Here is a 13,317-nt window from a genome sequence, read left to right on the forward strand (position 1 = left end):
GACATGAGGTCAGTATGAAATGGAAAACTGAAGGGCCAGAGGCAAGACTCTGGCCCTATGATTTAAAGCTGGTCTTTTAAGCTTTGCGCTTCTTGTTTGATATGCTCTGGCGCTGTGGAACTTAGTACTTTGTCAATCAGGTGTTCAGCACCATCCTGTTCACCAATCTCAATATAAGCACGAATTAAATCCAGGTCTGCGGCAAAGCCCTGCTCAGCCGGATCCAGTTCTGGTTCATGCTGCGCGGCAATAAAATCCTGATAGTCCTCCAGACCAACGTCTATATTACGTACAGGATTTTGAGTTAGTTGTGGCTCATCTTCAGAATCATCCAACAGTTTATCCAGCGCCAGCAACGAGAACGCCAGGTCATCAGACTGATCCATCTGCTGAGCTTCGGTTTCGGACTCTGGCAATGGATCACTGTCTGTTTCCGCTTTATCCAAATCTAATTCGGCTAATACCGCATCGGCGACCTGCTCATCTGCCAGTCTGGCTTCAGTATCAGTTTGCGCATAATCAGCCAGTAAGGTATCAAAGTCAGTTTCATCCAAAGCTTCAAGTTCTGACGCTATGTCATTATTGGCCTGTTGGGTATCATGCGAAATGACAGCAGACTCTTCGGCATCCTGAACATTTTGTTCCTGTTCAAAATCATCATCTGTTTCTTCAACAGATCCAGCTTCGTCAGAAAACTCCAGATCCGGATACTCTTCCAGCACTTTGCTTGGATTTTCCACTGACAAAGTGGCAGCAGATACACGGCTGACACTTAAATCTTCCTGCGAATCAAGATCAGGAACCGATTCGGTAGAGGATGGCTCCACAGCCTGATCACTGAGCTCCTGCCATGCTTCATTCGCTTCAGCTTCGTCTGACATTTCATCGACAAGCACTGCAGAATCGTCATCCGACACTGCTAACTCTGGTTGTAATTCATCGGCTACATCAATGTCATCCAAAGGCGCATCATCTACATCCGTCACTAACAACTCGTCCGCTACTGCATCTGAGCTTTGATCTGCAGTTTCTGTTGTATTTTCTGTGATGTCCCCAAGCAGCTCAGCAGCAATATCAGTTTCTTCCAGATGCGTGTCATCCAAGTCCGTCACCAATAGCTCATCCGGCATTGCATCTGAGCTTTGAGCTGCAGTCTCTGTTGTATTTTCAGTGATGTCCCCGTGCTCTTCATCGGCAATATCAGTGTCATCCAAAGGCGCATCATCTACATCCGTCACTAACAACTCGTCCGCTACTGCATCTGAGCTTTGATCTGCAGTTTCTGTTGTATTTTCTGTGATGTTCCCGTGCTCTTCATCGGCAATATCAATGTCATCCAAAGGCGCATCATCTACATCCGCCACTAACAGCTCATCCGGCATTGTATCTGAGCTTTGAGCTGCAGCTTCTGTTGTATTTTCTGCCGTGTCTGCTGCAAACTCATCAGCTAACATGTCAGCATCGGCTTCAAAGTTCTGAATAAGTTCTGCCAAATCACCATGATCGGCGTGGAAATGCGCAGGCATGGCTGTTAACGGCTCAGTTGATACCTCATCGGATAACAACAAAGCAACGTCATCCGGACTCAACGGGTAGTCGTCTTCATCAAATTCCAGAGTGGTTTCAGCATGCACTTCTGGTCCCGCCACAAGCTCAGGTTCATCGGTCAGATTAAATTCATCATGATTTGGATCACCGGCTTTGTCAGCTTTTACACTGTCTGGCCAATTGGCTGTGCCATCAAGCAAAGCGTCAATATCAATATCGGTTTCGTTTTCAATAGATAATGGCTCTGAGAATGATAATTCTTCATCGGCAAGCGATTCGGCAAATTCGTCCAGTTCTGAGCTGTCAAAATGCGGTTGTTCCGGCGTAACATCCAGCACATCTGCAGTATCGTCGACAGGCTGATCCAATGCAGTGTCTGATCGCTGTTCAGCCTGAGGAGCTTCGTTTGTCACCACCAGTTCATCCAGCAGCGAATCAAAGTCAACCTCTTCAACCTCTTCTATCTCATCCAGGCTGAACTCATCTGTTTCGGCTGAAGGCTGACTGCTGACCTCAAAAGTGTCTCCGTCCAATTCGTCCAGCTCAATTTCTTCAATCAGCTCATCCTGTTCATCGTTCGTCTGTTCGTTTTGTTTTTGTTTTTGCTCTTCGGCTAACTGCTCAGCCACAGCCTGAGCAAATACGTCTTCATCCGCATCCAGTTCAGGTTCTTCATCAAATAAAGAGGAGAGATCGGCACCGGACAAAATATTATTCGGATCAAACTCTTTTTCCGGCGCTTTTGCTGGTTGATCCAACAAATCATCCAATAACTCATCATCCATTGAACTTGCGTCGAGTAAATCTTTACTGTCCAGCAAGTCATCGTCATTCATCAGAATGTCGTCAAACTCATCTGCTCTGGTGTCCAGCAGCATATCATCATGTAAATCAATAGGTTCGTCATCCAGACGTATGCCGTTACTGCCTGTATCCAATAAAGATTCATCCAGTGTCATCAGGCTGCTTTCGTCAAAATCCAGACTTTCATCTAAAGGAGGTAAAGGCGAACGATAACCTGATTCCTGTTGAGGCACTGCTGTAGCCGCATTCACTATTTGCTCTGATTTTTTGGTCCGACGTTTAATCCAGCCTAATACGGCAAACAATACAAACAAGGTCGGTAAGGAGGCTAATAACACCCAGGTCAGACTACTGGAGGAAATATTTTGCCACAGCTCGGCAAAACTTGTCCCTTGCTGTTCCCGTTCAATCTGAGCTTTCTGCTGTGCCAGCATTTCAGCCTGCTGTGCGACTAACAATTGCAATTGCTGTTGAATTTCGCTGTCTTTATCTACCTGAGATTTCATCAAAAGCATTTGATCAGCCAGTTGATCAAGTTTCTGCTTCAGGGCTGTGTTGTCTGCCAATACAGCTTCAACTGTCACCTGGGACTCAGCAAGTTTACTCTGCAGATCAAGAAGTTGCCCTTTTTGCTGCCCTTCAACACGGGTCAACTCCTGTTTAATTTCCTGTTTGGCCTTGTCGACATCTTTCTGTTGCGCTGTGTTTACGCCTTGTTTCACTTTGGCCGCAGCAGCAGCACGAACTCTGTCAGCCCAGATCCGATCGTCTTCTTCCGATTTACGTTGTGCATCCACTGCATCCACAGTCAGAATTTCATCGACATTAGGAATTGCTAAAAAAGAGCCTACATTCAAATGGTTAAAGTTATCATCGAGAAAAGCTTCAGGGTTTTTCAGATAGATGGAATACATCACCTGATAGATATTTAAACCCGGGTGCGGCCTCACTTCTTCGGCGATACGCCATAAAGTGTCGTTAGGAGTTAAAGGTCCTACCCGGCTGCGGTCCGGATTTTCACTGCTTTTAGGGCCTTTAAGACGCACAGTGGTGTCCGCAGTGGCGTTAACACTGCAGATCTGCAACAGAATACTGAAAATAAGAAGCCCAACTAAACGCATCGATGATCCTTTAAGGCCGGAGATTATTTGTGACACAAAAACACTGCAAACATCGTTCCACACTGGAATAGTAAACCAGATGAATGCCACTGGCTACGCTTAAACACTATCTGCATATCGGCTGTTGAATCAATTGCTTTAGAAAACAATAAAGGCTCCAACGGGAGCCTTTCAATGGTATTTAATCTGCTGTTACAGATAGTCGCGGATCAAATGCTCAGCGATCTGAATACTGTTGGTGGCTGCACCTTTACGAATATTGTCAGCAACAACCCATAAATTAATGCCATTTTCGTGTGAAAAGTCCTGACGAATACGACCCACAAATACGTCATCCTGACCAGCTGCATTGCCTGCCTGTGTTGGATAATCTGCATTGTCTTCCATCAGCGTTACACCAGGTGCATTGGCTAACAGCGCTTTGACCTGTTCAACACTGATAGGCATACGGGTTTCCAGATGCACAGCTTCGGCATGACCATAAAACACAGGCACCCGAACTGCCGTGGCGTTTACTGAAATGCTGGCGTCGCCCATAATTTTTTGGGTTTCCCAGTGCATTTTCATTTCTTCTTTGGTGTAGCCGTTATCTAAAAACACATCAATTTGTGGAATGCAGTTAAAGGCAATTTGACGGGCAAACTTGCTGCCTTCTTCCAGTGGACGACCATTGAGTAACTGCGCTGTTTCTTTAGCTAAAGCTTCAACACCTTGTTGACCAGCTCCAGCCACCGATTGATAAGTCGCTACATTGATACGGCTGATCCCCACTGCATCATGAATAGGCTTTAACGCCACCAGCATCTGAATAGTGGAGCAGTTTGGGTTAGCAATGATATTGCGGTTACGGAACTCAGCAATAGCATGAGCGTTCACTTCAGGCACCACCAATGGAATATCAGCTTCGTAGCGGTAGTGCGAGGTGTTGTCGATCACGACACAACCTGCATCGGCAGCCCGGGGCGCATAGGTTGCAGACACGCTGCCACCGGCGGAGAACAAACCAATCTGCACTTTAGTCCAGTCAAAAGTCTCAGCATCCAGTACTTCGATTTGTTTACCCTTAAAGGTGATAAAGCCACCAGCAGAGCGGCTGCTGGCTAAAGGATAAAGTTTATTTACCGGAAAATCGCGCTGTTCTAAAATTTCAATTAAATGCTGGCCTACTAAACCTGTAGCACCTAACACAGCGACATCGTATTGCTGAGCCATGGTTATTCCCCTTTCTTTTGTTACTGGCCGTTAAAACCTAATGTTGTTAAAAACTCAGGCACTTCTTGCCCTGTCAGTCGCACCGAGCTGTATTCACGCCGCGGTGGATATGACTTTCTAAGCCAGTCAAAACCTTGTTTTTTCTGTTGTTGCATCATGTAAAAACGAAATAAAGTATCGTCCCGGCGCACATCATATAACAGCCGGGTTAAATTTTGGACATCTGAAAGTCCAAAACTTGAATTTATTTTCACCTCTGAAACTTGTGCTGCCGGTAGCACCTGCGCCAGAGTCTTTTTCGGGGTGAAACCCAGTTGTAAACACAAGGCCTGATACAGCATTTCAGTACCCCGGGCTTTGCCTTCAATACTGTGCCCTGCAATATGAGCTGTGGCTATATCTATAAACGGGATCAACCTTAAATCAGGTTCTGGTTCATTGGCCCATACATCCAGCACCAGCGCTCTTTTATGACCAGATTGAGCTTCGTTTAATAAAGCGTTGTTATTGGTCACTTCACCACGACAGGCATTGATCACTGCACATTCTGGTTTTAATAACTTCAGGCTTCGTGTATTTAATAAATCCACAGTCGCGTCTGGCCCGGTTTTTACCAAAGGCACATGAAAACTGACGATATCAAGCTGGGGTAATAATTCTTCAAACGGAATATGTGGAAAATCCGGCTCAGCATCAGCACGTAATGGGTCGCAGCATAAAACCTTGATGGACAAAGCAGTCAGCGCGTTCACCAGAGCCCGCCCTATATTGCCAACTCCTACCACACCCACTGTTTTTTGCTGCAAATTCCATTGGTACTTTTCAGCCAGTACAAAGATGCTACTCAATACATACTCGACCACAGACTGAGCGTTACATCCCGGCGCACTGCTAAAACCAATTGCACGCTGTTGCAAGTAGTGCTGATCGATATGATCAGTGCCAATAGTCGCTGTACCGACAAACTTCAGCCTGGAGCTCTGTGCCAGTAACTGCGCATTGACTTTAGTGACAGAGCGCACCAGCAGTACATCTGCATCAATAATCTGATCCGCAGTTAAAGTGCGGCCATTCACCAGCGTCACCTCGCCCAAATCAGCAAAGAAATCTTTGACGTACGGCATATTTTCGTCGGCGTATATCTTCATCTGTATCAGTCCACAGTCAGAATGGCGGTATTGTAACGACGCTCTGTGCTTTGAGCTATCGGATTTCTGAATTTTTGACCAACCAAAAAAAACGCTGCATCAGGCAGCGTTTTTTTAATCAGGAAAAAATCAACCCTGGTATTTTTGCATCACTAAAGTCGCGTTAGTACCGCCAAAACCAAAGCTGTTTGACATCACAGTGGTCAATTGAGCTTCTGTCGCTTTAGTCACAATATTTAAACCAGCAGCGGCGTCATCCAGTGTATTGATGTTGATTGAAGGAGCAATAAAGTTATGTTCCATCATCAACAGCGAGTAAATAGCTTCGTGTACACCAGCAGCACCTAAGGCATGACCCGTCATGGCTTTGGTTGCACTGATGGCAGGAGATTTGCCACCAAAAACTTGCTGAATAGCACCTAATTCTTTTACATCTCCCACAGGAGTACTGGTGCCGTGGGTATTGACGTAATCGATGGGACCTTTGACATCTTTCATTGCCATTTCCATACAACGTACGGCGCCTTCACCACTTGGAGCAACCATATCGTAACCATCTGAAGTTGCACCGTATCCGACGATTTCAGCATAAATTTTAGCGCCGCGGGCCAGCGCATGTTCCAGCTCTTCAACCACTAAAATACCGCCACCACCGCTGATCACAAAACCATCACGGTCAGCGTCATAAGTACGGGACGCCAGGTCAGGCGTTTCGTTGTACTTAGTCGACAAGGCGCCCATAGCGTCAAATTCCATAGCTAAGGTCCAATGCACTTCTTCACCACCACCGGCAAAAATAATGTCTTGTTTGCCTAACTGGATAAGCTCTACAGCATGACCAATACAGTGGGCGCTGGTGGCACAAGCTGAGCTGATGGAGTAGTTCACACCTTTGATTTCAAAAGGAGTAGCTAAGCAAGCCGAACAGGTGCTCGACATAGTTTTAGGAACAGCATAAGGGCCAACACGTTTGACGCCTTTTTCACGTAACGTATCTGCAGCCTCAATTTGAGTTTTAGAGGAAGCGCCACCAGAACCTACCACTAAACCAGTGCGGAAATTTGAGACATGCTCTGGAGTTAAGCCTGCATCTTCAATAGCTTGTTGCATAGAGATATAAGCGTAGGCAGCTGCATCACCCATAAAACGCAACGCTTTGCGGTCAATTAAAGCGGCAGTATCTATTTGAATCTGGCCCCAGACCTGTGATCTCAGGCCCATGTCAGCAAATTCCTGTGACGCTTTAATACCGGAGCGCCCGGCTTTTAACGATTCCAGCACTTGCTGTTGATCGTTACCAATACTGGAAACTATGCCTAACCCTGTGATCACTGCTCTTTTCATGCTTGCTCCAAACAAAAAATCGGATGTCTTTTAGTAATTGCGCCACATTGTACGGAGTTTCTTTTCGAAACTGGTCCGCTTTCAGCGCACAGTTGTACACTATTATCTATTTGTATTGCGGCTAAGTTACAATACCTTATTCTTTTTCGATAGGGTTCTACTTCAGTTGCAACAGGCACAAGTTCACTACAACGACGCTGGCACACCGGTTTCCGACCTGTTTGGCGATATTTATTTTTCCGACATTGGTGGCCTGGACGAAACCGATTATGTGTTTTTGCATAAAAATCAGCTACCAGAACGTTGGTTTACTCACCCACGCGCTTTTTTCCATATCGCTGAAACTGGTTTTGGCACTGGCTTAAACTTTCTGCTGACCTGGCTGCGCTTTCGCCAATACAAAACCCAAGCCAAAAACTGTCAGCGTTTGTATTTCAGCAGCTTCGAAAAATACCCCTTCAGTAAAGCTGACTTAATCAAAGCCTTAGCGGCCTGGCCACAGCTGGCAGAACTCACAACCTTGCTTGCAGAAAGCTATCCTCTGGCCCTGCCCGGTCCGCATCGCATGACCTTTGATGGCGGCTCTGTGGTGCTTGATTTATGGTTGGGTGATGTCAATGAACTGCTACCGCAAGTACCAGAGCAGAATAAGGTAGATGCCTGGTTTTTAGATGGCTTTGCGCCAAGTAAAAACCCGGATATGTGGCAGCAGAATTTGTTTGATCAGATGTTCAGATTAAGCCATAGGGACACCACAGCCTCAACTTTTACCTGTGCTGGTTTTGTCCGTCGTGGCTTAAACGACGCAGGCTTTTCAGCGAAAAAAACCAAAGGCCATGGCCAAAAACGCGAAATGTTGATTGCCAGTGCGGAAAATGCAGCGGAATTGAATCTGTATCCGCCTTCTGACGTGACTATCATCGGTGCAGGTGTGGCTGGGATCAATGCTGCTTTCGCATTAAGGCAAAAGGGAGTGAAGGTACAATTGCTTTGTGCTGACGCAGAAGCGGGTTTAGGCGCTTCCCACAACCGTCAAGGTGCTGTGTACCCTAACCTGCATGCGACTTACGATTTGATGTCTTCTTTAAGCTGCCAGAGTTTTTTGTATGCCCGCCAATTTTATGCCCTCTGGCTTGAAAAATTAGCCATATCTGCCGACTGGTGTGGCGTATTAACACTGGCCTGCAACGACAACCTGATCAAACGCCAGCATAAAATTAAACAACAGCCTTTTGCCTTAAGTGGCCTGTTTAGCGCTGTGACTAAAGAGCAGGCTTATGAGATTGCTGGTTTACCTTTGCCTTATGACGGCTTATTTTTTCCAACCGCAGGCTGGTTATGCCCCCAGGAGTATTGCCAGAAGTTGGCAGAATGGCTTGGCAGCCAAGGCGTCAACATTAGCTACACCACTCAAGTGCAAGAGATCACTCAGCACAAGCAGCATTGTATGCTGGAAACTTCAGCCGGAACTTTGCAAGCAACTACAGTGGTACTGGCCACTGGTGCGGCGTTAAACAGTCTCGATCATCAGGAGTCTTTTCCGCTTCGGCAAATCCGTGGTCAGGTCAGTCATCTGCAAAGCCAGACTATGGCGCCACTGAAAACTGTGGTTTGCCATCAGGGTTATATCACTCCGGCTCATCAGCAACTGCATTGTGTTGGCGCCACCTTTGACCGCAGCAGTGGGCACAATCAAGTGCTGGCAGAAGATGATCAGCAAAACCTTGATTTGGTGAATAAGACGCTAAACAGGCCCGATTGGTTTGTCGATGTGCAACTGATATCAGCCAAAGCAGGTTTACGCGCTACAGTGCCGGATCATATGCCTGTGCTTGGTCAGCAGAACCATCTTTGGCGTTTTGGCGCTTTGGGCGCACGGGGTTTAACCTGGGCACCACTGCTGGCTGAAATATTAGCTTGCGCGCTTACTAAAGAGCCTCTACCTTTAACCATACAACAACTGGATAGCATTGATATCCAAAGGTATCTTCGGCTTAAGGCCTAGGATGGTGCACTTGAATTTACTTTTTGCTGAAGATGATGTGTTACTGGCGCAGCTGTTTCAGTTGCAAGCGCAACAAGCAGGCTATCAGGTGTGCTGGGTAGAAAATGGCGATGCCGCAGTGCAGCAGGCATTAAGTTATCAGCACGACTTAATACTGATGGATGTTCAGATGCCGATCATGGATGGTATCAGTGCTATGCAAATGTTGCGTCAGCTCGGCTTTGATCGTCCTATAGTGGCCATGTCGGCTGAAGAAGTCACAGAAACTGGTTTTGATTTAGTGCTGAAAAAACCATTACACTGGCAGCAGGTACAGCAGCAGTTGGCTCAATTTGAAGTGAGCCCTTCAGTTTCGCTACAGGTACCTGCCGAACTGAAAGAAGCCTACATCAGCCATGTAGAACAATCTTTGCAACAATTGGAATTACTGGCTTCACAAGAAAAGTGGCAGGAGTTTGCGGCTATAGTGCACCAGTTTAAAGGCAGCGCTGGCTGCTTTGGTTTGGAAAACATCAGTGAACTGGCTCACCAATTTCAAACCAGCTGGAATACGATTCCGGCAGAACAAAAACTTCCCCGTGCAATCTGGTTTTTGGAGCAATGTAAGGCATGCAAGCTAAGATAAAAGTACGGGATCAAAAAATACTGCTGGTGGACGATCTTGACTACAACAGACAACTGTTACGCCACAATCTGACTGCCCTGTTTTCCCACAACGATCTGAAATACAGATCCTTTAGTTATTTTCAGGCCCATAACGCTTCTTCTGCGTTATTAACCTTTAGCCAACAAAGCCCGGATTTAGTTTTTCTGGATATTGAGCTGCCTGATGGCTCAGGCATTGACTTGCTCAAGCGTTTTAAACAGCAAAAACCTGATTGTTTTGTGGTGATGGTCAGTGGTGTCAGCACATTGGAAAATGTAAAAGCCAGCATAGCTGCTGGCGCTGCGTCATTTATTGTGAAACCTTTTAGCGCTGACAAAATTATGGCGGTACTCAGGCAATTTGAACGCTTCTACGATAAACAACACAAGACCAGTCTTTAACTAAAAAACCCTTAAAAAAATCAGGGTTTTTCCATCTGAATCACCACTCGACGGTTTTTGGCACGGCCTAATGAGCTCTCATTGGAGGCCACATGACGCTTTTCACCTAAACCTTCAGTACGAATTCTGCTTTCTTCCAGACCAAAGCTAATCAGTCGCTCTTTAATAGACTCTGCCCGCTTTATCGACAACTGCTCATTCATCCAACGGCCGCCGTAGGAATCGCTGTAGGCCTGAATATCTATACTTTCAATGCTCTGATCATACTTCAGATACAAAGCAATTTGATCCAGTCGTTTTTTCGAGGCTTTGCTCAGCTCAGCGCCACCTGACTCATAGGTCAATACAGTAAAAGCAATATCATCAAAAGTGTAAGGTAACAACGAACTGACACATTGGGTAAACTGGTCCATAGCGCCCATAAAATGCACCGGATTTAGTGACACACTGATTCTGTCATAAGGACTGTACCAGTCGGAGAAATAAAAGGTTGGGCTGTACCCCTGTTCCAGCTCCGTCAACATAGTCCAGCTTTCGGCTTTACCTAAATCACCATCAAACTGTTTTAGTATTTTCATACTGCTGATGGCTTTGGCCTGCTCGCCCGGACGCCATACCGGCGGTACAGACAACACTTCAGCTAAAGCATAATGATCAGGCAAACGCAGCATATTGAGTTCAAACTGCATATTCAGCTCTTTACCAGCCTCGCTTCGGAAATAAGCCTCACCAAAATGAGGAATGGGATGACTTAGTTCGCACAACAAAGGTGTGTTGTGTTGCAAAGACCAACTGGATTGATCCAGTGTGGCTGAATACTGACGTAATCCGGCCTCTGCCTGAGCAGCAGAAAGCAAAGACAGCACCAGCCAAAGCTTATATCGCATAGGTTTCCCTTTTTTCATCTCAACAACCCGTTGTTTTTTCACCTTTAACCAGGACAAACAAGGTACTCAAACAAGACGCTTTGCAATTTATTTGGCATAATACCTGCCAATCTTATCAGGACACAGGTCTTATGACTCAAGCTTTACATCCGTTAGCACAACGTTTTCGTGGCTACTTCCCTGTTGTTATCGACGTAGAAACCGCAGGCTTTAATGCAAAAACAGATGCATTGTTAGAAATCGCTGCAACTTTGTTGACTATAGACGAAAAAGGCATGCTTGTTCCAAGCCAGACTTTGCATTTTCATATCGAACCTTTTGAGGGGGCCAACATGGAAGCAAGCTCTTTGGCTTTTAATGGTATAGACCCCTACAACCCGCTTCGTGGCGCGGTTTCAGAGCGGGAAGCCCTGACCGAAATTTGTCGCGCAGTACGTAAAGCGCAGAAGGATGCGGACTGTCAGCGTGCCGTAGTCGTGGCTCATAACGCTGCTTTTGATCAGGGATTTTTAAATGCAGCCATTGATCGAATTAAATTAAAACGCTCGCCTTTTCACGCTTTTGTATCTTTTGATACCACTACTTTATCTGCGCTGGCCTTAGGTCAGACAGTTTTGGCGAAAGCCTGTAAACAGGCTGGTATTGATTTTGACAACAAAGAAGCCCACAGCGCTTTGTATGATACAGAACGCACAGCTGAACTCTTTTGCTACATAGTCAATCGCTGGCATCAACTGGGCGGCTGGCCGCCACCTATGCTGATGGACGATTGTGAAAAGGAAGAAAGTACGGAATCAGACCCGGCCTGACCCGTTTTGCTGATACAAAAAAGGCAGCCGAAGCTGCCTTTTTCTTTCAGACGAGAATTTATTCAGCGCTTTCGCTGTTAAATTTAGCTGCAGTTTCATTAATCAACGGCTGCAATTCACCACGCTGGAACATTTCCAGGATAATGTCACAACCACCAATCAGCTCACCTTCAACCCACAACTGTGGGAAAGTTGGCCAGTTGGCATATTTTGGTAATTCAGCACGGATATCCGGATTTTGCAGAATGTCGACAAACGCAAAAGGTTGGCCACATGCAATCAGGGCTTGAGAAGCCTGAGCTGAAAAACCGCAACTCGGTAATTTTGGTGAACCTTTCATGTAAATAATGATTGGATTATCAGCCAACTGTTGTTTAATTTTCTCAATGGTTTCCATTTTCAGCCTCTGGCACTACTGGGTTTAAAAATTTGTCTCATTTTACGCTGAGTTCGTTCGTTTCGCACTTGAGATTTCACAAAATGCCCCAAGATTATTATGAGCAGACACTTGTATCGCGCTAAGCCCAAGCTTTAAAACTCACGACTAAAACTTGAGTAATTTAGTCAGGTTTTGTAGTCTACGCGATGCAGACCCCATAAACAACGCCTACGGAGAACGACAATGGCTTTCGAATTACCAGCATTACCTTTCGCAAAAGACGCATTATTACCTCATATCTCTCCTGAAACTCTGGATTATCACCATGGCAAACACCATAACGCCTATGTTGTGAAACTGAATTCATTGGTTGAAGGTACTGAATTCGCCGGTAAGTCTTTAGAAGACATTATCCGTACTTCTCAGGGCCCTGTTTTTAACAATGCCGCTCAGATTTGGAACCACACCTTTTACTGGAACTGCTTATCACCAGATGGTGGCGGTGAACCAACTGGCGCTTTAGGCGATGCAATTACGGCTCAGTGGGGCTCTTTTGCTGCATTCCAGACCGCTTTTAACGACAAAGCCGTGAACAACTTCGGTTCAAGCTGGACCTGGTTAGTGAAAAAAGCAGACGGTTCTTTAGATATCGTCAACACCAGCAATGCCGGCACACCATTAACGGATAGCTCAGTGACTGCACTGATGACTGTGGATCTGTGGGAACATGCTTACTACATCGATTTCCGTAATGCACGTCCAACTTACTTAAATGCCTTCTGGGCATTAATCAACTGGGAATTTGCTGCGACAAACTTCGCTGCTTAATTTGCTGTTGCTGTAAAAAATAAAGCCCGGTTTTCCGGGCTTTATTATTAGTACCCATTTAAAACCCAGCCGACATCCGTCACCTGCTTTCCTGTTCTGTGCACAGAACTCTACAAAAAAAATTCATATATTTCTGTGAATTAGTTGAGCGAAGCGCTTTTTTACTGTCTAACCTTACATCAGTG

General features: G+C 45.9%; 11 protein-coding genes. 5 read left to right on the forward strand and 6 right to left on the reverse strand.

Annotated elements, in window-relative coordinates; genetic code table 11:
* Window positions 1–62: 62 nt before the first annotated feature.
* The 4 genes from RHEIN_RS12150 to fabB form a co-directional block, all read right to left on the reverse strand.
* On the reverse strand, window positions 63–3,473 hold the full coding sequence (locus RHEIN_RS12150) for a FimV/HubP family polar landmark protein (RefSeq protein WP_008899264.1): 3,411 nt from the start codon (window positions 3,471–3,473) through the stop codon (window positions 63–65).
* Between the two features lie 192 nt (window positions 3,474–3,665).
* Window positions 3,666–4,685: an aspartate-semialdehyde dehydrogenase gene (locus RHEIN_RS12155; RefSeq protein WP_008899265.1), complete on the reverse strand. Its 1,020-nt coding sequence runs from the start codon at window positions 4,683–4,685 to the stop codon at window positions 3,666–3,668.
* 20 nt (window positions 4,686–4,705) lie between these two features.
* Entirely contained in the window at window positions 4,706–5,833 is a 1,128-nt protein-coding gene (locus RHEIN_RS12160) for a 4-phosphoerythronate dehydrogenase (protein ID WP_008899266.1), read from the reverse strand.
* Between the two features lie 129 nt (window positions 5,834–5,962).
* Complete coding sequence (fabB, locus tag RHEIN_RS12165) at window positions 5,963–7,177, reverse strand: beta-ketoacyl-ACP synthase I (RefSeq protein ID WP_008899267.1); 1,215 nt, start codon at window positions 7,175–7,177, stop codon at window positions 5,963–5,965.
* A gap of 166 nt (window positions 7,178–7,343) precedes the next feature.
* On the opposite strand from fabB, the gene mnmC reads away from it, so the two are divergent.
* Genes mnmC through RHEIN_RS12175 form a run of 3 tightly spaced genes read left to right on the forward strand, consistent with a single transcriptional unit; the run spans window position 7,344 to window position 10,229 of the window.
* Window positions 7,344–9,182, forward strand: a complete 1,839-nt coding sequence (gene mnmC / locus RHEIN_RS12170) for a bifunctional tRNA (5-methylaminomethyl-2-thiouridine)(34)-methyltransferase MnmD/FAD-dependent 5-carboxymethylaminomethyl-2-thiouridine(34) oxidoreductase MnmC (RefSeq protein ID WP_008899268.1) — start codon at window positions 7,344–7,346, stop codon at window positions 9,180–9,182.
* 10 nt (window positions 9,183–9,192) lie between these two features.
* Window positions 9,193–9,807: a response regulator gene (locus RHEIN_RS20710; protein WP_158005485.1), complete on the forward strand. Its 615-nt coding sequence runs from the start codon at window positions 9,193–9,195 to the stop codon at window positions 9,805–9,807.
* Window positions 9,792–10,229 carry a response regulator gene (locus RHEIN_RS12175; protein WP_008899270.1) on the forward strand — a complete coding sequence of 146 codons (438 nt, stop codon included), beginning with the start codon at window positions 9,792–9,794 and terminating at the stop codon, window positions 10,227–10,229. The genes RHEIN_RS20710 and RHEIN_RS12175 overlap by 16 nt, the downstream gene beginning before the upstream one ends.
* 20 nt (window positions 10,230–10,249) lie before the next feature.
* Here the strand turns inward: RHEIN_RS12175 and RHEIN_RS12180 are convergent, their stop codons facing one another.
* Window positions 10,250–11,116, reverse strand: a complete 867-nt coding sequence (locus RHEIN_RS12180; RefSeq protein WP_008899271.1) for a flagellar protein MotY — start codon at window positions 11,114–11,116, stop codon at window positions 10,250–10,252.
* Between the two features lie 131 nt (window positions 11,117–11,247).
* On the opposite strand from RHEIN_RS12180, the gene rnt reads away from it, so the two are divergent.
* On the forward strand, window positions 11,248–11,925 hold the full coding sequence (gene rnt / locus RHEIN_RS12185) for a ribonuclease T (RefSeq protein ID WP_008899272.1): 678 nt from the start codon (window positions 11,248–11,250) through the stop codon (window positions 11,923–11,925).
* Window positions 11,926–11,983: 58 nt separating this feature from the next.
* On the opposite strand, the gene RHEIN_RS12190 is transcribed toward rnt, so the two are convergent.
* Entirely contained in the window at window positions 11,984–12,322 is a 339-nt protein-coding gene (locus tag RHEIN_RS12190) for a Grx4 family monothiol glutaredoxin (protein WP_008899273.1), read from the reverse strand.
* Between the two features lie 225 nt (window positions 12,323–12,547).
* Here RHEIN_RS12190 and RHEIN_RS12195 point away from each other — a divergent pair, with 225 nt between their 5' ends.
* Complete coding sequence (locus RHEIN_RS12195; protein ID WP_008899274.1) at window positions 12,548–13,132, forward strand: Fe-Mn family superoxide dismutase; 585 nt, start codon at window positions 12,548–12,550, stop codon at window positions 13,130–13,132.
* The last annotated feature ends 185 nt before the right edge of the window (window positions 13,133–13,317 follow it).

Source organism: Rheinheimera sp. A13L (assembly GCF_000217935.1).
Lineage (GTDB): Bacteria > Pseudomonadota > Gammaproteobacteria > Enterobacterales > Alteromonadaceae > Pararheinheimera.

Excerpts from the sequence above, each read along its gene's own strand:
- RHEIN_RS12160 (WP_008899266.1), bottom strand. The coding sequence starts at position 5,833 with ATGAAGATATACGCCGACGAAAATATGCCGTACGTCAAAGATTTCTTT.
- RHEIN_RS12150 (WP_008899264.1), bottom strand. The coding sequence starts at position 3,473 with ATGCGTTTAGTTGGGCTTCTTATTTTCAGTATTCTGTTGCAGATCTGC.
- RHEIN_RS12195 (WP_008899274.1), top strand. The coding sequence starts at position 12,548 with ATGGCTTTCGAATTACCAGCATTACCTTTCGCAAAAGACGCATTATTA.
- fabB (WP_008899267.1), bottom strand. The coding sequence starts at position 7,177 with ATGAAAAGAGCAGTGATCACAGGGTTAGGCATAGTTTCCAGTATTGGT.
- RHEIN_RS12155 (WP_008899265.1), bottom strand. The coding sequence starts at position 4,685 with ATGGCTCAGCAATACGATGTCGCTGTGTTAGGTGCTACAGGTTTAGTA.
- rnt (WP_008899272.1), top strand. The coding sequence starts at position 11,248 with ATGACTCAAGCTTTACATCCGTTAGCACAACGTTTTCGTGGCTACTTC.
- RHEIN_RS12180 (WP_008899271.1), bottom strand. The coding sequence starts at position 11,116 with ATGCGATATAAGCTTTGGCTGGTGCTGTCTTTGCTTTCTGCTGCTCAG.
- RHEIN_RS12190 (WP_008899273.1), bottom strand. The coding sequence starts at position 12,322 with ATGGAAACCATTGAGAAAATTAAACAACAGTTGGCTGATAATCCAATC.
- RHEIN_RS12175 (WP_008899270.1), top strand. The coding sequence starts at position 9,792 with ATGCAAGCTAAGATAAAAGTACGGGATCAAAAAATACTGCTGGTGGAC.